General features: G+C 45.4%; 16 protein-coding genes and 1 tRNA gene. 11 read left to right on the top strand and 6 right to left on the bottom strand.

Translation table 11 applies throughout. The annotated features are described in order from the left end of the window. Positions 1 to 668: 668 nt before the first annotated feature. Positions 669 to 741, bottom strand: a tRNA-Met gene (locus MUK70_RS23255). 161 nt (positions 742 to 902) lie between these two features. Here MUK70_RS23255 and era point away from each other — a divergent pair. The 3 genes from era to MUK70_RS23240 all read left to right on the top strand — a co-directional run bounded on the left by era (position 903) and on the right by MUK70_RS23240 (position 3916). Next, positions 903 to 1826 (top strand): GTPase Era, encoded by a 924-nt coding sequence (gene era, locus MUK70_RS23250; protein ID WP_234603533.1) that lies wholly within the window; start codon positions 903 to 905, stop codon positions 1824 to 1826. A gap of 65 nt (positions 1827 to 1891) precedes the next feature. After that, a complete protein-coding gene (gene der / locus MUK70_RS23245) occupies positions 1892 to 3202 on the top strand; it encodes a ribosome biogenesis GTPase Der (protein WP_234603532.1) in 1311 nt (436 codons plus the stop codon). Positions 3203 to 3532: 330 nt separating this feature from the next. Next, the gene (locus tag MUK70_RS23240; RefSeq protein ID WP_234655329.1) at positions 3533 to 3916 is read left to right on the top strand and encodes a hypothetical protein; all 384 of its coding nucleotides are present in this window, start codon (positions 3533 to 3535) and stop codon (positions 3914 to 3916) included. A gap of 60 nt (positions 3917 to 3976) precedes the next feature. Here the strand turns inward: MUK70_RS23240 and MUK70_RS23235 are convergent, their stop codons facing one another. From MUK70_RS23235 to MUK70_RS23220, 4 genes are all read right to left on the bottom strand, one after another. Beyond that, on the bottom strand, positions 3977 to 4813 hold the full coding sequence (locus MUK70_RS23235) for a fumarylacetoacetate hydrolase family protein (RefSeq protein WP_234655328.1): 837 nt from the start codon (positions 4811 to 4813) through the stop codon (positions 3977 to 3979). A gap of 91 nt (positions 4814 to 4904) precedes the next feature. Continuing rightward, positions 4905 to 7769, bottom strand: coding sequence for an excinuclease ABC subunit UvrA (uvrA, locus tag MUK70_RS23230; RefSeq protein WP_234655327.1), 2865 nt, complete (start codon positions 7767 to 7769; stop codon positions 4905 to 4907). Between the two features lie 112 nt (positions 7770 to 7881). Next, positions 7882 to 8673 (bottom strand): cysteine hydrolase family protein, encoded by a 792-nt coding sequence (locus tag MUK70_RS23225; RefSeq protein ID WP_234655326.1) that lies wholly within the window; start codon positions 8671 to 8673, stop codon positions 7882 to 7884. 21 nt (positions 8674 to 8694) lie between these two features. Next, entirely contained in the window at positions 8695 to 9246 is a 552-nt protein-coding gene (locus MUK70_RS23220) for a hypothetical protein (protein WP_234603522.1), read from the bottom strand. A gap of 98 nt (positions 9247 to 9344) precedes the next feature. Here MUK70_RS23220 and MUK70_RS23215 point away from each other — a divergent pair, with 98 nt between their 5' ends. From MUK70_RS23215 to MUK70_RS23200, 4 genes are all read left to right on the top strand, one after another. After that, positions 9345 to 10643: a hypothetical protein gene (locus MUK70_RS23215; protein ID WP_234655325.1), complete on the top strand. Its 1299-nt coding sequence runs from the start codon at positions 9345 to 9347 to the stop codon at positions 10641 to 10643. A gap of 69 nt (positions 10644 to 10712) precedes the next feature. Further along, a complete protein-coding gene (locus tag MUK70_RS23210; protein WP_255716552.1) occupies positions 10713 to 11690 on the top strand; it encodes a glycosyltransferase family 2 protein in 978 nt (325 codons plus the stop codon). 14 nt (positions 11691 to 11704) lie between these two features. After that, the gene (locus tag MUK70_RS23205; RefSeq protein WP_234655323.1) at positions 11705 to 12463 is read left to right on the top strand and encodes a DUF5672 family protein; all 759 of its coding nucleotides are present in this window, start codon (positions 11705 to 11707) and stop codon (positions 12461 to 12463) included. Positions 12464 to 12550: 87 nt separating this feature from the next. Next, positions 12551 to 13585 (top strand): OmpA family protein, encoded by a 1035-nt coding sequence (locus MUK70_RS23200; RefSeq protein ID WP_234655322.1) that lies wholly within the window; start codon positions 12551 to 12553, stop codon positions 13583 to 13585. A gap of 5 nt (positions 13586 to 13590) precedes the next feature. Here MUK70_RS23200 and tpiA read toward each other — a convergent pair whose 3' ends face one another. Continuing rightward, positions 13591 to 14352, bottom strand: coding sequence for a triose-phosphate isomerase (gene tpiA, locus MUK70_RS23195; protein ID WP_234603513.1), 762 nt, complete (start codon positions 14350 to 14352; stop codon positions 13591 to 13593). Between the two features lie 299 nt (positions 14353 to 14651). Between tpiA and MUK70_RS23190 the strand changes: the two genes are divergently transcribed. The 4 genes from MUK70_RS23190 to MUK70_RS23175 are packed head-to-tail and all read left to right on the top strand — an operon-like array spanning position 14652 to position 17693. Then, positions 14652 to 15920 (top strand): pepsin/retropepsin-like aspartic protease family protein, encoded by a 1269-nt coding sequence (locus MUK70_RS23190; RefSeq protein WP_234603511.1) that lies wholly within the window; start codon positions 14652 to 14654, stop codon positions 15918 to 15920. A 38-nt stretch (positions 15921 to 15958) separates the two neighbouring features. Beyond that, entirely contained in the window at positions 15959 to 16615 is a 657-nt protein-coding gene (gene mnmC2 / locus MUK70_RS23185) for a tRNA (5-methylaminomethyl-2-thiouridine)(34)-methyltransferase MnmC2 (RefSeq protein ID WP_234655321.1), read from the top strand. A gap of 13 nt (positions 16616 to 16628) precedes the next feature. Beyond that, entirely contained in the window at positions 16629 to 17213 is a 585-nt protein-coding gene (gene lpcA / locus MUK70_RS23180; RefSeq protein WP_234603506.1) for a D-sedoheptulose 7-phosphate isomerase, read from the top strand. A gap of 39 nt (positions 17214 to 17252) precedes the next feature. Then, positions 17253 to 17693, top strand: coding sequence for an NUDIX domain-containing protein (locus MUK70_RS23175; protein ID WP_234603503.1), 441 nt, complete (start codon positions 17253 to 17255; stop codon positions 17691 to 17693). The last annotated feature ends 28 nt before the right edge of the window (positions 17694 to 17721 follow it).

Below are 17721 nucleotides of genomic sequence, written 5' to 3'. Positions count from 1 at the left end.
GGTTTCATTGGTTCCAAGCCTTAAACCCACTCTGAAAATCACAATCGCCTCGGCGATCCGAATTGGCGCAGCAGATCCCTGCCGTTAATACCGTAAAATCTCCCAATCGTCCAGGCACTACTCGGTCCAGTCGACTAGTATCCGCGGACCTTAGTTTTTAAAAAGCCGCGGAGTCTCTCCATGTAAGATCAAGCCTTTCAGGTCATCCAGAGGTGTCCGAGACATTCCTTTCTTTTTATTTCGGCTGACTAAGCTAATGGCTAAATTTGGAGTCGCGATCGACCCCAACGGGCTAGGATTAGCAGTACTCAAAAACGCAAAAAGGCCGCGAATTTTCGTTTGCGACCTTTTTCTTGTAGCGGGAGCTGGCCGGGATCGCCCGCCGCTCGAACCAGCGACCTTTGGGTTATGATGGCGAGTAGTATTCCATAGTCGCGATCGACCCCCAATGGGCTAGCAACTGCCCGGAAACGCAAAAAGGCCGCGAACTTTCGTTTGCGACCTTTTTCTTGTAGCGGGAGCTGGCCGGGATCGCCCGCCGCTCGAACCAGCGACCTTTGGGTTATGATGGCGAGTAGTATTCCATAGTCGCGATCGACCCCCAATGGGCTAGCAACTGCCCGGAAACGCAAAAAGGCCGCGAACTTTCGTTTGCGACCTTTTTCTTGTAGCGGGAGCTGGACTCGAACCAGCGACCTTTGGGTTATGAGCCCAACGAGCTACCAACTGCTCCATCCCGCGGTGTTGTTGAATTGGAGTGCAAACATACCACTATTTTTGAATATAACGCAACTTTTTAGAGAAAAATAAATGCTGTTTTTTTGTAATCATGCTCCTTCACAATCATTTATAGCAATTTCATGGGCGGAAAACCGTACTTTTGTGTGATTTTTAAGTAACACATGGAAGACAAGACAGAAATAGCAATCCCTTTCCGCAACCACCGCGCGGGTTTCGTCAGCATTATTGGTAAGCCAAATGTTGGTAAATCCACTCTGATGAACGTCCTGGTGGGCGAGAGGATGTCAATCATTACCTCGAAAGCCCAGACCACACGGCACCGCATTATGGGAATTCTGAATGGTAAGCATGAAGATATCCCGTTTCAGCTGGTTTATTCGGATACGCCCGGCGTGATCAAGCCGGCTTACAAGCTGCACGATTCAATGATGACTTTTGTAAAAGGCTCATTGGAAGACGCGGACGTGGTTTTGTTCGTGGCGGAAATAGGAGAGAAAGTGGCGGATCATGAAGTGCTGCCGTTGCTGAAACGCGCTGATGCACCGGTTGTGCTGGTTTTGAATAAAATTGATTTATCAGACCAGGAGCACGTTGATCTTAAAATGGCGGAGTGGGAAGCTGCGATCCAGCCGGACGCCATTGTGCCGATTTCTGCATTGCACCAGGCGAACATTGCAACGCTTTTTGATGCCGTAATTACCAGATTACCATTTCACCCGCCGTATTTTGGCGAAGATGAACTAACCGATAAGCCGGAGCGTTTCTTTGCTTCTGAAATGATCCGCGAAAAGATCTTCCTTAATTATCGCCAGGAAATTCCATACAGCTCCGAAGTCGTAATTACAGAATTCAAAGAACGGGACGACATGATCGTCATCCGCGCGGAAATCCTTGTGGAACGCAAAAGCCAGAAAGGCATCATTATTGGAGAAAAAGGCGAAATGCTGAAAAAAATCGGGACGCAGGCCAGACATGATATGGAAGCGTTTTTTGGGAAAAAAGTGTTTTTGGAACAACATGTGCGGGTTGAGCCGGATTGGAGAAGCAAAGAAAACAAACTGAGACAGTTTGGCTACGACGAATAATTTATAATAAAAGAAAGAAGGACGGCAGGTTTTCGAGTCGTTTGGACCACATTAATTAATACAAAATGGCAAATATTATTTCAATTGTTGGGCGTCCGAATGTGGGCAAATCCACATTATTTAACCGCCTTACGGAGAGCCGTAAAGCGATCATGGACAACCAGAGCGGCGTTACCCGTGACCGCCATTATGGTTATGGGGAATGGACCGATCAATATTTTACAGTAATCGACACCGGCGGTTATGTCGTTGGTTCAGAAGATATTTTTGAAGGAGCAATTCGTGAGCAGGTTGAGCTTGCATTGGAAGAATCCACGGTGGTTTTGTTCATGGTGGATACAATGACGGGTTTGACGGATCTGGATAAGGATTTCGCAAATGTGCTCAGACGTATTAATAAGCCCGTTTATCTGGTGGCCAACAAAGCGGAAACACAGGAACGTTATCAGTCTGCTGCTGAATTTTACGAATTGGGATTAGGCGATCAGATTTTCGCTATTTCCGCACAAACCGGTTTTGGAACAGGGGAGTTGCTGGATCAGGTAATCACGCATTTTGAAACCGCCGGCATTGAAGATCCCGAAGCTGGAATCCCGCGTATTGCGATCATGGGACGACCGAATGTAGGTAAATCCTCTTTCCTGAATGTGCTTACAGGCACGGACAGGAGCATTGTGACGGACATTGCCGGCACCACGCGCGACGCCATCCACACGCATTACAATGCATTCGGGATGGAATTTATCCTGACAGACACAGCCGGACTTCGCCGCAAATCACGCGTTAACGAAGACATTGAGTATTATTCCACGTTGCGTTCGGTGAAGGCGATGGAGGAATCAGATGTTTGTATCATTCTTTTGGATGCAACATTGGGCCTCGAAGGTCAGGATATGAACATTATCGGTCAGGCTGATAAGGCGAAGAAGGGAATTGTGATTATGGTGAATAAGTGGGATTTGGTTGAAAAGGATTCCAAAACCGCTGACACTTTCAAGAAAGCATTGCTGGAAAGACTTGCTCCGATGAACTATATGCCTATCATTTTTGCTTCCGTTGTTGAAAAGCAGCGCATTCACCAGGTGATGGAAAAGGCAATGGAGGTTTATAAAAACAAAACCAAGAAAATCACGACTTCGAAACTGAACGAAGTTATGCAGGCTGAAATTGAAAAATATCCGCCACCGGCAGACAGAGGAAAATATATCAACATTAAATATATGATCCAGCTGCCAACGCCTTCACCGACATTCGTGTTTTTCAGCAGTAATCCGAAGCACGTGAAAGAACCTTACTTGCGCTATCTGGAAAACAGGATGCGCGAAAACTTCGATTTTTCGGGTGTGCCGATCACTATTTTCTTCCGGGAAAAATAAATTACAGCAAGTTAAACCAAGGCAAAACGCCGGAACGAGCTTGTTCCGGCGTTTTTGTTTTATCGGTCATCTACTACATTTCAGCAGTCAAATTACGCGTTTCGTCTTTTTTTATTCCTGAGCTGCAACCTTTTAAATTATATTTACATCTATTAATACAAATGTGTTACCGTTCAACATTTTTAGGGGTTTAAAAAAATTTTCCTAAAAATTGTTAAAAACAAGGTACTATGTATTGCAAGATACCTAATAAAACATATATATTTGTAGAGTCAATTAGTTACAACAGAATCGCATCCTGATTTTTCTCTGAACGACCGAAACATAGCCATGAAAACAATTAAAATACTTACACTCCTAGTCCTTTTCAGCCTTCAAGCTGGGGCAACGGGATACTCTCACAACATGTTTGTAGCCCACAAAAAGTTACAGGCAGGCAAAGAGTGTACGCAGCCAAGCGAACGCATTGTTGCAAAAAAAGCGAGACCATCGAAAGTGGTTAAGCATCATGCAAGTGTCAAACGCGTTACAGCATTTACCGCACAATTCAGCAGCAATACTGAACCGATGACATTAAATGAAAGAATTCTGGAAGCAGGGCCGTCTTCTTTCTTTACCAATGAGGAAGACAACGGCAGCGATGATTCAATCGTTACTAAGTTGATCGCCTTCGTTCGCTGCACGATTTATGCATTCATCGGATTGCCGAGCTGATCCGCCAAACATTCATCATGAATTAAGCTGCAACTATTAAAGTTGCAGCTTTTTGTTTTTTCAGCCTACCACGTTTGTCAACGTTCCAATGGGTTCGATGGAAATATGAACGATATCGCCCTGTTGTAATGTAAAATCGGATGGGGGAATGATGCCGGTGCCGGTCATGAGGTAAGCGCCGTGCGGGAAGGACATTTCACGGAACAGATATTGAAGCAGTTCTTCCGGCTTGCGTTTCATCTGGGATAATGTCACCTCGCCGCTGAAAACTTCTTCACCTGAACGGACAATGGCAATATCAATCACTGTATCATCGCCTAACGGAAATTCGGGAACAAGTAAGCACGGCCCGAGCGCGGCACTTCCTGTATAAGACTTAGCCTGAGGCAAGTACAAAGGGTTTTCGCCTTCAATGCTCCGCGAACTCATGTCATTTCCAATGGTATAACCCACTAATGCTCCTGACGAAGATGCAAACAATGTGAGCTCTGGTTCGGGCACATCCCAGGTAGAATCACGGCGAATGCGAACGGTTCCGTGGTTGCCCACAACCCGCCAGGCCGTTGATTTAAAGAAAAGCTCAGGTCTTTCGGCTTCATAAACGCGGTCGTAGAAGCTTCCGCCACCTGCTTTTTCAGATTCTTCCATGCGGGCCGTGCGGCTTCTGAAATAGGTTACGCCTGATGCCCAAACCTCCTGAGAACCAATAGGCGCCAGGATTTCCGGCATAGGAACATCGTCCGTGAAAGTAATCGGAATGAGGCTTTCAATTTGTATTTCCAGCCACTCGTACAGATCGTCCCTGTTTACTGCCAGATCCCAGTCGGTCTCATGCAAACGATAAAAAAGATCGTCTCTTTCCAGCAGGATGCCGTTTTCTGCTTTATATAACTTCATAAAAATCGCTTTTGGTTTCAGTTCAATAAGGCTTTTTCTTATTGTCTTTACTGCCTAATCTACGATTCTTCGATGTAATCGGGCTATTTGGTCAGATTTTGTCTTTTAGAAATGCCGCGGTATAATTGTCTTCGATCTTCGCCATTTCTTCGGGCGTTCCGGCAAATGTGAGATAACCTCCGCCGTCGCCGCCTTCCGGGCCAAGGTCCAGAATCCAGTCAGCGCTTTTGATGATTTCCATATTATGCTCGATAATGATCACGCTATCGCCCTGGTCCACCAATGCATTAATGGCTTTCAAGAGTTTTTTAATGTCGTGGAAATGCAACCCGGTTGTTGGTTCGTCAAAGATAAAAAGCGTTTTGCCTTTATTAGAGGAGCCTTTTCCTAAGAAAGAGGCCAGCTTCACACGCTGCGCTTCTCCGCCTGACAACGTATTGGAAGATTGTCCCAAACCCACATAACCCAATCCCACTTCCTGCAAAGGCATCAGCTTTTCAACCAGCTTTGGTTCAGTTGGTTTAAAGAATTCAATGGCTTCATCCACAGTCATATCCAGGATTTCAGCCACATCTTTCTCATGGTAACGCACTTCCTGGATTTCCTGCTTGAACCTTTTCCCGTTACAACCTTCACATTTGAGATAAATGTCGGCCATAAACTGCATCTCAATCTTCACCTGGCCTTCGCCCTGACAAATCTCACATCTCCCGCCGTCCACATTGAATGAAAAATGCGAAGGTTTATAGCTCCGAGCTTTTGACAATGGCAGATCGGCCATCATCTGGCGGATATAGTCGTATGCTTTAATGTAAGTAACCGGATTAGAACGCGAAGATTTTCCGATCGGATTCTGGTCGATCATTTCTACGGCCTCGATCCTGTCAATGCTTCCTGTGAGCTCGTCAAACTTCCCTACTTCTTCGCTAAACTCGCCTTTCATACGCATCAGCGCAGGATAAAGGATTTTTCGGATCAATGTTGATTTCCCAGAACCGCTCACGCCCGTAACAACGGTTAATGTGTTCAATGGAATGGTTACGTCGAGTTCTTTGAGGTTATTTTCTCTTGCTCCCTTGATTTTCAAATGGTGCAGCGATTTCCTTCTGACTTTCGGAACGGGGATCGAATCGTTTTCAAGCAAGAAATCCAAGGTGTGTGATTTGATGCCGGTCTCATTGTTTTCGATATAACCATTGTTTTTCAGATCAGAAATATCTTCCCAATTTCCCTGAAAAACAACATGTCCGCCGCCGGTTCCGGCTTCCGGGCCAATGTCGATGATCTGGTCCGCAGCGTGCATCACTTCCTCTTCGTGCTCCACAACGATCACCGTATTTCCCAGATCGCGTAAAGATTCCAGCACGCCTACAAGTCGCTGCGTGTCTCTCGGATGCAATCCAATGCTAGGCTCATCCAAAATATACATGGAACCCACCAATGCGCTTCCCAGTGAAGTCGCCAGTTTGATCCGCTGAAATTCTCCGCCGGATAATGTGCTGGTAAGGCGGTTTAATGTCAGATAACCCAAACCCACACGGTTCATATAATCCAGACGCGTTTCAATTTCGGTTAAAACCCGCCTCGCGATCTGCCGGTCATGTTCGCTGATTTCGAGATTTTGAAAAAATACAGTTACATTCTTAATGGGCATCAAAACGAGATCAGTAATAGAAGCGCCGCCCAATTTTACAAATGAAGCATCTTTTCTCAACCGCGATCCGCGGCAATCAGGGCAGGTTGTGCGGCCGCGAAAACGCGAAAGCATTACCCGATATTGAATTTTATAAGTCTGGGTTTCAAGTTCAGCGACGAAGTCATTCAGCCCCTGAAAATGTTTGTTACCCGTCCAGAGCAGGTCTTTTTGTTCCTGTGTAAGGTCTTTATATGGTCTGTGGATTGGGAAATCAAACTTTACAGCATTGCGAACGAGCGGCGTTAGCCATTCGCCCATTTTTTCTGTCCGCCAGGGAGCAATGGCGCCTTCGTACACAGACAACCCTTTGTCCGGAATCACCAGATCCGGATCAATGCCTAATATTTTACCAAAACCCTCACACCTTTTACAGGCACCATAAGGGTTGTTAAAACTAAAAAGATTGACGGTCGGCTCTTCAAACGACATGCCGTCCAACTCGAATTTGTCAGAAAAAACCTTGCGCTCGCCATTAACGACTTGCACAATGCAAATGCCTTCTCCTTCAAAAAAAGCAGTCTGCACCGAATCGGAGAGGCGATATTGCGTGTCTTCGTCATCGTGCTTAACTCCTGCGCGGTCAATTAGTATGAAAACCTGGTTGCCAGCCTGCGAATAATTGTCCGGGTTTTCTAGAATGTCTTCAATAGCGACGACCTCATCATTGAGATAAATCCTATTATAACCTTTTGATAATAAAATTGTTAGCTCTTCCTCCTGCGTGCGTCCTTCGCGAATGTGCAATGGTGCCAGGATCATTACGCGCGTGCCCTCCTCATGCGCAAGCATAAAATTGACAACGTCCGTAACCGTATCTTTCCTAACCAATTCCCCCGAAATAGGCGAATAAGTGTGTCCTATGCGCGCAAAAAGCAATTTGAGATAATCATAAATTTCCGTAGAAGTGCCAACCGTGGAGCGTGGATTCCGCGTGTTCACCTTTTGTTCAATGGCAATCGCGGGCGAAATGCCTTTGATATATTCCACCTCAGGCTTTTCCATCCGGCCCAAAAACTGCCGCGCATAACTGCTCAGACTTTCCACATACATGCGCTGCCCTTCGGCGAACAACGTATCGAAAGCCAATGAAGATTTTCCCGAACCGGATAATCCCGTGATTACCACCAGCTTGTTCCGTGGAATCGCAACATCAACATTTTTAAGATTATTCACTCGGGCACCTTTGATCAGAATGTATTGTCTCGGATCCAGATCATCGAATTGAGCAGCCTCAATCCGCGGCACAGGTAATTGCATCATAGAGAAATTAATGGGATAGTCGGCATATGTTTGGTCATGCACCGATCTTTATACTAACCAAAAGTACATTTATTTAGTTTGGCATTTCGGGAGGGAATGTTCCAATGCAGCCTTATGACAGCTGGACCGCATTTGCCTTCAAAAAAGTCATTCCCTTTTGCGCCGCCTCCTCATAAATTGGGTCCGCAACTTCCTCAAAGTTTGTAACATCAGACATACAATCCGACAAAATGGTCACCTTAGGAACCAGTTCCGGCGCATATTTCAGGATCTGGTTAATGCTCGTCGCCACGCAATGCGAACGCGCCTCTCCCGCAACCAGAATTTGATCAAATGCTGCAAGATCATTCAAAAACCCCTGATCCAGTTCGGTTTCCGGCGCATTGGCCACCGGAACTTGCGCCCGAAAAACGCCAAAATGCTCGGTTAGGTGGTTTGTTCCTTTAACAATTGCCTTATAATCCCGGCCTGTGCGGTGCGTCCAGGCGAGTAATGCTTCCATAATTGTATCGTCCAGCGCGGCGCCTTTTGACCCGATGAGGCAGTGTTCAGGCCAGATGAAATGTTTGAATTCACCTTCGGCTTCCAATGTTTCCAGATATTGGAACACATAATCGCGTTCATAGCGCGGCGTCCATTTTCCTGATTTAACATTCGCAGCCGTAATGAGGGTAAAAGGCGCCACCGTGTTCCCATTGGCATCCTCCCAAAAAAGCGGATGCGCAATGTCCAGCACCTTATGCGTGTCCAGCGTGACAAAAATGGCGTCGATTTTTTCACCTTCCAGCGCAATTAGCCTGGCAATGCGTTCCACGTCCGTTTCCGCGCCCGGCACGAAAAGTGCGCCTTTTGGATTACAAAAATCAAACTGTGCATCAATGAGCAACAATGCTGTGTTTTTCATTTGGAAGAATTTTTTAGGCCATCAGCTTTCCAGTTCAGTGGGAATTTCCATCTGGCGCGCGTACATTTTGGAACAAAGCGTGTGAAGCGAGGTTAACATGCGGTTTGTGTCATTAATATAATCCACGCGATAATCCTCGTCCAGCTTGTTGAATGCATTCAAAATAACCTGCGCTTTTTTGGCAAGATACAGCGCACAGGTGTCCGCACGGGAAGAATAGGTTTTTAAAATAGGGGCATATTCCTCCATGAATGTGTTCATTAAGAACAAGTTGAGCTCAATGCTGCCGATTTTATCCTTGGTAACTTTCACATGATAAGCAATGTCGCCGCTCAGGTTGCGCATGTCCATCAGCACCCAGCCCGGCGTGTTCTGGTTGGATTTAGAAGTCCGCGTAATGCGACCAATGATTTCTTCGCGGCGTTCCGGAATGGTGGCGCTGTCCTCGATCAGCTCGAAATGCAGCCGGTCTGCAAGCGTTTGGTCCTTTGTGATCAGTCTCAGCAGCAGCTTATCCTTTTCTTTGGCCGGCATCTGGATAATCGCCTTTTTAAGTTGATCGGGTAATGCCATAAAGTAGGTTTAACATACTTAAATTTACAATCTTGGAATACAGAATTAACTTTATACAGCTCAATATTCCTTTCCGCTTTTTGACAAAAATATCAGATATGCCTAAATATCTTCCTATCGGTTTAAGCATTGCTATTTTTTTGATCTTCTGCGTGACCCTTTTCTCCAGCACGGTCAACATTCCTTCATTCGACGATTACGACACGACACTAGGCTTTATCAAACGCATCTTTTTTGACGATTATACCGCCAAAGGGAAGTTCGAAATACTTTTTGGCCGCCACAATGAGCACCGGATCGTTTTTTCCCGACTCGCCGCTGCCGCCTATTTCAGCATTTTCCATCGGGTCGATTTTGCAAATCTTGTGTTTTTTCAAAATCTGCTGCTGATCTGTTTCTTTATATTAATGTTAAAGATTATGGACCAAAACCGCTTGCTATCGGGCGAAAGCCTGCTTTTTGTGACGGTTTTTCTTTTCAGTCTGGGTTTCTGGCAGGTTACATTCTTTTATTGGGGAGGAATTCAGCATTATACGGTTTTTTTCTTCTGTTTTCTCAGCCTGTATTTGCTGGATAAGTCAGACCGCATCATCAGCGCGTCTTATTTTATGGCTATTCTGGCCGTTGTCATCGCTGTTTTTTCTTTTGGAAATGGATTTTTGGGATTGCTGTTAGGCGCTTTTTTATTGTTTGTTCAGAAAAAATGGCCTCAACTGATTGCATGGAGCATTATTACGGCGGTTTTGCTCTGGATCACCTTCGCGGTGCGCTCGCAAGCGCTTGCTAAACAGCATGTTCAGTTCAATTTTGATTGGGCCAAAAGTCTGCTTCTGACCTTTCTCGGCAGTTTCGTTTATATCAATCCTGCATCCAACCATTATATCAACATTTACTTCTGCATGATCGTGGGGACAACCGTCCTGTTTGTCTGGGTCTGGCTGTTTTTTATGGGTTATGCGCGGCAAAACCCGCTTTTATACTGCCTGCTTTCCATGCCTGTTCTCACGGGCATTATCATTTCCATTTCCAGATTTGAGTCCAGGGCTGCCGGCGGCATTGCACCGCGTTACATGTTTTTTACGGCGACTATTCCTGTCATTCTCATGCTTATTTTTCTGGATATGAAAATATTGCGCACGCGCCATTTACGGATCCTGTCGTATGCTGGCGTTGTCCTTTGGGGAACAGTTTTTTTTAACAATCGAAAGGCTTTGCAGGATATGAACAAGGATCTGACAGCAAGAGTGGTTTCGTGGCAGAATGACCCTGAAACGCGGCTGGTCTATTATCACGAAGCCAAACCCTATTCCGAAGCAATGCAATGGGCGGTTGATCATCGTGTGGTCAGAATTCCGGATTTGCACGAATTCCGGGAGACGGAATCCGAGCAAAAGTAATGCTGCGGTTGTGGATAGTGTAAATTGACTGCTAACTTGCAGCCGTTTTAATTCATTTATTAAGCTTTTATGATTTCAGTGGCTTTGTGCACCTACAACGGGGCAAAATTTTTGTCCGAACAGTTGAAGAGCATTGCTGACCAGACACTTCCGGTTGATGAGTTGGTTGTTTGCGATGACAGGTCGAAAGATAATACCATTGAAATTATTCAATCATTTGCCGAAAACTGCGCTTTCCCGGTTCACATTCATGTCAACGAAACGAACCTCGGCTCCACAAAAAATTTCGAGAAATGCCTTTCCCTGTGCACAGGTGACATTATTTTCCTCTGTGACCAGGATGATAAATGGCGACCCGACCGCGTCCAGAAGCAGGCAGATTACCTGAATGCACATCCGGATAAGGATGCTGTTTTTTGTGATGCCATGAAAATGGGTGATGATTCAAAACCAGTCGGTAGTACAATATGGGAGGAAATTGAATTTGATGCGAAGAAGCAAAATACGTGGAAAAGTGGCAAAGCGCATGAAATCCTGTTTACTGGTTTTATCGTAACCGGCGCAACATTGGCCATCAGGAAATCGTGTCTGGCCCGGCTGATGCCATTTCCCACGCATGTTCCGGACCTTATCCACGACGCCTGGATGGCTATGGTGCTGAGCCTGGAAGGCAAAATCGACTTCATTCCCGAAACGCTCATTTACTATCGCATCCATGCCAGCCAGCAGGTCGGTTTTGGTAATAAAGTGGATAAAGTCCAGCTCAAAGACCGGCTGAACCGCGATCGCAACAAGAAGTTGATCCCGTTAAAGGAAAAAGGTGAAAAACTGCTGGGCATGTATAAGCTGTTGAAGGCACTTCCATTTGTGCCACAGGAAAAGCTGATGAAGCTGGACCTCGCGCAAGCGCATTTTTTCAAACGCTCAGCATTGCCCGATAACCGCCTTTTACGGTTTCCCTTCGTCGTTAATAATGTGATTCAGGGGCATTATCGTTTCAGCAGCAAAGATTGGTGGTTGCCTGCAATGGGTGACTTATTCGAATAAATGATCAGGTTATAGTGAAATCAAGCAAAGCAAAACCACAGGTCGCAGTTGTCATTCCGGTTTATAAATCGGTGATGAATGACAATGAAAAATTGTCATTAAAGCAATGCATGAAGGTTTTAGGCAAATATCCCGTCAAAATTGTCAAACCTGCAAGCCTGGATCTGAATGCTATAACAGCGTCTTATCCGAACATTGAGCTCATCAGTTTCGATGACGCTTTCTTCACGGACATTGCCGCTTATAACCGGCTCATGATTTCCATTGATTTTTACAAAAAATTCCTCGCTTACGAATACATACTGATCTATCAGTTAGACGCTTACGTTTTTCAGGATTTACTTTTGGAATGGTGTGCAAAAGGGTTTGACTACATAGGAGCGCCTTCATTGCATATGCCTGCGCTGGACGCATTGGGAGCAGCATCTTATCAGCAATTTGCGGATGCCCTTTCGACTCACCGCGTTGTGTTCAATGGCGGACTATCATTAAGGCGCGTTCCCGCCATCATCCGTTATTTGAAGATCTATAATGCAGTTTATCCGGCTTGGCTAGGGAATGAGGATATGCTTTTTTCGCAGGAAGCAACGCGGTTGATTCCTATGAAGCTATTTTTAAAACTTCCTTCCTGGCACGAGGCATTGGGTTTTGCTTTTGAGAAAAGTCCTGCCGCCACTTATGAAATCACCCAGCACAAACTGCCCTTTGGCTGTCATGCCTGGGAGCGCTATGATCCGCAATTTTGGTCTGCATTTATTTTTGAAAATCAGTAACTTACATTGTTTAACAAATTTTAACAAACTATCAGGAATGTTCAGGCGTTCTTGCAGTTTAGTTTTAAAAAGTTAACATTGAAAGACATGAATATCAAAGTGCTTTTGGCAGGAACAATTGCCATTGTATTTTCATTCAGTCCAGGTTTTGGACAAATTACAAATAACCCCAAGGTTGAAGAACAGTCTGTGCCCTATGTGAAAATCAGGCGTGTGGAGCTCACAGACCAGCAGACAATCATTCATTTTCAATTTGTTGAGAAAAAAGCGGTTCAGGTTCAGCCCCGTAATCTTCCATTTCCTATTAATCCAAGGCAAAAAAAACAGCAATTTCAACAGCCTAACGCAGGCGCCATCTGGCTTGATCCCGAAACAAGGTTGTATAAGCCCGGCGAAATAGACGTAAAGTTTAAATTCATCAAAGCCGACAACATTCCAACCTCCGGAACGAAAGAAATAATGCCGGGTGATACGGTGAATTTTGTGGCTTATTTCGAGCGCCTGGATCCGGGTATCGAGGTTTTTGACTTTTACGAAGGGCGCAGCTCGGGTGGAAACCAGTCGTGGAATTTTTATGGCATTCACATCAAAAACCCGCTAAAAAAGAAAGCGAAAGTGCCGCAAGCGGCAGCAAAAGTGGAGAAGCCGGTGAAAAAGCCTGTCCAGCCTGCGCCTAAGCCAAAAGTTGAAGAGAAACAGGAACCAGCAGAAGAACCGCTTGCAGCTGAGCAGCCTAAAAGCGGTTTGGAAAAAATGAAGACTGGTAAAATGGCGGTTGGCGAGACGATCAGCCTGCCTAATGTCTACTTCGAAACCTCAAAAGTGGATCTTTTGCCGGAGTCATATGAAGAGCTTAACACGCTCGTAGACCTGATGAAGGAAAGTGAAACGATCAGGATCCGGATAGAAGGGCACACCGATAATGTGGGTGATTTTGATAAAAACCTTGATTTGTCCAGAAAACGCGCAGAATCGGTGCGGAGTTACTTGATTGAAAAGGGCATTGCCGCAGACCGGATCGAGGCGAAAGGCTACGGAGGCACCCGCCCACTGGCAAAAAGCACCTCCGAAGTTGAACGCAGCAAAAACAGAAGGGTAGAATTTGTGGTTACCCAAATGTAATGTGCTTATCTCGCCTTGATAATGTTTGTGAACTCCCTGGATTTCAAGGATGCGCCGCCTACCAGGCCGCCGTCGATGTCCGGGGAGCTGAATAATTCAGGAGCGCTTGCTGCTGTAACGCTGCCGCCGTAAAGGATAGAAATCTCCTCCGCAACCGCTGCACCGTATTTGGAAGCAAGGTGCTGACGCAAAGCTGCATGCATTTCCTGCGCTTGCTCAGCAGAAGCCGTCAATCCCGTTCCGATCGCCCAGATCGGCTCATAAGCGATGATTACGGAAAGCAATTGCTCTTCCGAAAGATGGAAAAGACTTTCTGTGATCTGGTTTTTTACAAATCCAATGTAATCTTCATTCTGACGCTGGTCCAGCGATTCGCCGCAGCAGAAAATTGGTGAAACGCCGTTAGCCAAAGCCGTGTTCACTTTTTCGGCCAGAACTGCATTGCTTTCATTAAAATATTGACGGCGCTCGCTATGCCCGATCAGCACATATTCCACGCCGATCGACTGCAGCATTTGCGCGGAAATTTCTCCAGTATAGGCACCAGAGACCTTGTCTGAACAATTTTGTGCAGCCAGGGCAAAATTCGGTGCGCTTTCCAGATATTTTTTGATCGTAGTTAGATAAATGGAAGGAGGGCAAAGGATCACTTTTACATCACTTTGAACCTCATCATTCGCCATATTTACGAGCTCGGAAGTAAGCGCAACTGCTTCATCCAGAACTTTGTTCATCTTCCAGTTACCTGCAACAATTTTTTTTCGCATGAGAAAATTTTTATTGTGAAAAAACGCCTTTTAACGCAACAAAATTACCATAATTTCATCATTTACATGATTATAAGGAAATGTTCTATAAAAACACAAAAACTTTGCACATATAAAGAATTTTTTGTGTTTAATTGAGATAAAATGCAGTAATTTTACTTAGATAACCGATAGTGTCACTTATGACACTTGCTGAACACCGAGGATGATAAAGACAGAGTTAAGCCGTTTATAATCAACGTGTTATTTTATGTTTATACCGGAGTTTAGAATTTAGCATTTAAAGAAAGGAGGCCACGATGAAAACGTCTAAGTGGTTAGTTGTAGCGATCATACTTTTTACGAGCAGCATATCATTTGCGAAAACAGAAGATGTACCCCCCGTTTCAGAGGAGAAGTATGGCTACTTTCTAGATAAAAATCACAAATCTACCCGCATCCCTTTTGAACTGCATTCAAACCTGATCCTTTTGTATGCAAAGATCAACGACACTGACTCCCTCCGCTTCATTCTGGACACGGGGGTAAGCTCCATTATTATCACTGACCCCTACATCCTTAAACCGGACAAGCTCAGGCTTACCAGAAAAGTAAACCTGACCGGTGCCGGTGAAGGAAAGAGCATTTCTGCGCACGTCGCCATCGACAATAGATTTTCAATGGGTCGGCTTAAAGCGAATCACCAGAATATTGTGGTGCTAGAAGAGGATTTTTTAAGGCTATCGGAATATGTAGGTGTGCCTGTTCATGGCATTTTTGGATATGAAATTTTCAACAATTTCGTAGTAACGATCGACTTTTCTAAAAAGGAACTGATACTAATGCGCCCCGATAAATATCGCTACAAGCCAAGTAAAGGCGATAAACATCCGCTGATCATTGAGGATACCAAGCCATTTACGGACGCTGTTACACTTTTTGCAGATGGACGCGAGCACCCGATCCGCGTTTTGATCGACACGGGTGCCGGACATGCATTACTGCTGAATAACACGCCAAAAGAATCATTCAGACTTCCTGAAAAGGTCATCCGCGCGCAACTGGGACGTGGATTAAATGGCGTGATCAACGGAAATCTGGGACGGATCGACCGGTTGCGGCTGGGCCGTTACACGATGAACAACATTGTGGCGTCCTTTCCCGATAGCATTGCATTTGGTTCCAAACTTCGCGCCGGGCAGTCGCGGCAAGGAAATATTGGTTGTGAATTATTGCGCCGTTTCAAAGTAACGATGAACTATTCGCAGAGTTATATGGTGCTCAAACCGGTTAAAAGCCGTTTGCGCGAGAAATTTGAACACGATATGAGCGGAATGGAGATCCGTGCGGAAGGCATTGACCTGCGTTCTTACATTGTTAACCACATTGCCGACGATTCCCCAGCTCTGAAAGCAGGGCTTTTGGAAGGCGATCAGTTGCTGTTCATTGACGACCATTCCGCTTCGGATCTGAATGTGAGTGAGATTTACAAATTGTTACAACGCGGCGACGGCAGAAACATTGACTTGCTGGTAAAACGGAAAGGGGATATTTTCTTTACCCAGATTACCCTGAAAAGAATGATTTAGTTACTTTTAAGCCAAATCAAATTAATACAAGGCTTAACTTGGAACGCCTCATCGTAACCGAAGACGGTTCTCATTCGCTGTACAGTCCGCAGTACAATCAGCAATATCATTCATTACAAGGCGCGCTCATCGAAGCGGAGCACATTTATATCAATCTCGGCCTGCGTCCCGTGCTTTCAGAGGCAGCATCTACGGTTCGTGTTTTTGAAATGGGCTTTGGAACAGGGTTAAATGCTTTCCTGACCTGGAAACTGGCCGATTTGCTTAAAAAAAGTATTGACTACGTCGCAGTTGAAGCCTTTCCCGTGTCACGGGATGAGGCTTTTTCTTTAAATTATGCTGCATTAACCGGCCAATCCGGGTTTATGGAGCTGCATGACTGCCACTGGTCCGTGGATTGTGACATTTCAGAAAATTTCAAACTGCGTAAAGAGCATTTAAAGCTTCAAGATTTCAAATCAACCGAAAATTTTGATGTAATTTACTATGACGCCTTCGATCCAAGAGCCCAGCCGGAATTGTGGACAGCAGAAATGTTTTCACAAATAGCAGCCCAAACGCGCCCAGGCGGCGTATTGACAACGTATTCTTCCAAGGGAATTGTAAAACGTGCATTACGTGCAGCAGGTTTTGAAGTCCAACGGCACAAAGGACCGGGACGGAAAACGCATGTTTTGAAAGCGATCAAAATTTAAAAATCTTATATAAATGGATTACGCGAACATTATCAGTCAGGAATTGAAGGAAGCGCAAAGCGTGTTAGACCAATTTTTGAACGATCCGATTCAAATTGAAAAAATAGAAAAAGCGGCACGATTAATGGCGGACGCGATTTTAGCAAACGGAAAAATCATCTCCTGCGGAAATGGGGGCTCACATTGCGACGCCATGCATTTCGCCGAAGAGCTAACGGGCCGCTATCGCGATAATCGTCGTTCATTGCCTGCCATTGCCATTTCCGACGTGAGCCATTTGAGCTGCGTGAGCAATGATTATGGTTACGAATTTGTATTTTCACGTTTTATCGAAGGCTTGGGACAACCCGGCGACGTCCTGTTCGGGCTCAGCACAAGTGGGAACTCAGGAAATATTATCAGGGCGACAGAAGCGGCAAGAGCAAAGGGCATGAAAGTGATCATTATGTCGGGAAAAGATGGCGGGAAACTCGCCGGAGCAGCAGACATTGAGATCCGCGTGCCGCACTTTGGCTATGCCGACCGCATCCAGGAAATACACATTAAGGTGATCCATATTTTCATGCTTTTGATTGAAAAAATGGTTTTGCAGGAATAATTGGGCTATATTATCCTTTGCACACCAACTTCAAATCAAATGAATGTCCGTCCTTCTGCCATTATTTTTCAAGATGAGCGCGTGCTCACTTTACGCTATTGTTATGGGGATCAGGAGGTTTATGCGTTGCCCGGGGGCAACCCTGATCCGGGAGAATGTCTTTCACAAGCACTTTCAAGAGAGCTTCATGAAGAGCTGGGAGTTCAGACGGAGGTCAACCATATGGCCTTATGCGGGGAAGTGATCTGGCCGGAGGTTAAAAAAGAAACGCTTCATATCGTTTTTCTGGCATCGATTACGGAAGGTATTCCGGCATTGAACCCGGTCCATACTTCCGCTTTGGAAATGGTCTGGTTGCCGCTCGCGGAACTGGACAGTAAACTTCTTTATCCCAATGTTGGCAAACAAATTATCGGCATCTGCCATAATGCGGCTAATCCGGGCCACATTGGCGTAATTGAGCAACCTTATATCAAATAGCGGAAATTCGGATTTTCCATATATTTTC

This window comes from Dyadobacter chenwenxiniae (assembly GCF_022869785.1).
Classification (GTDB): Bacteria; Bacteroidota; Bacteroidia; order Cytophagales; family Spirosomataceae; genus Dyadobacter; species Dyadobacter chenwenxiniae.
The sequence above is the reverse complement of the archived record's forward strand: the minus strand, read 5'-3'. Positions and strand labels throughout refer to the sequence as shown.

Bases quoted from the DNA above. Each gene is read 5' to 3' on its own strand.
- era (WP_234603533.1), top strand. From the start codon at position 903: ATGGAAGACAAGACAGAAATAGCAATCCCTTTCCGCAACCACCGCGCG.
- der (WP_234603532.1), top strand. From the start codon at position 1,892: ATGGCAAATATTATTTCAATTGTTGGGCGTCCGAATGTGGGCAAATCC.
- MUK70_RS23240 (WP_234655329.1), top strand. From the start codon at position 3,533: ATGAAAACAATTAAAATACTTACACTCCTAGTCCTTTTCAGCCTTCAA.
- MUK70_RS23235 (WP_234655328.1), bottom strand. From the start codon at position 4,813: ATGAAGTTATATAAAGCAGAAAACGGCATCCTGCTGGAAAGAGACGAT.
- uvrA (WP_234655327.1), bottom strand. From the start codon at position 7,769: ATGATGCAATTACCTGTGCCGCGGATTGAGGCTGCTCAATTCGATGAT.
- MUK70_RS23225 (WP_234655326.1), bottom strand. From the start codon at position 8,673: ATGAAAAACACAGCATTGTTGCTCATTGATGCACAGTTTGATTTTTGT.
- MUK70_RS23220 (WP_234603522.1), bottom strand. From the start codon at position 9,246: ATGGCATTACCCGATCAACTTAAAAAGGCGATTATCCAGATGCCGGCC.
- MUK70_RS23215 (WP_234655325.1), top strand. From the start codon at position 9,345: ATGCCTAAATATCTTCCTATCGGTTTAAGCATTGCTATTTTTTTGATC.
- MUK70_RS23210 (WP_255716552.1), top strand. From the start codon at position 10,713: ATGATTTCAGTGGCTTTGTGCACCTACAACGGGGCAAAATTTTTGTCC.
- MUK70_RS23200 (WP_234655322.1), top strand. From the start codon at position 12,551: ATGAATATCAAAGTGCTTTTGGCAGGAACAATTGCCATTGTATTTTCA.
- tpiA (WP_234603513.1), bottom strand. From the start codon at position 14,352: ATGCGAAAAAAAATTGTTGCAGGTAACTGGAAGATGAACAAAGTTCTG.
- MUK70_RS23190 (WP_234603511.1), top strand. From the start codon at position 14,652: ATGAAAACGTCTAAGTGGTTAGTTGTAGCGATCATACTTTTTACGAGC.
- lpcA (WP_234603506.1), top strand. From the start codon at position 16,629: ATGGATTACGCGAACATTATCAGTCAGGAATTGAAGGAAGCGCAAAGC.
- MUK70_RS23175 (WP_234603503.1), top strand. From the start codon at position 17,253: ATGAATGTCCGTCCTTCTGCCATTATTTTTCAAGATGAGCGCGTGCTC.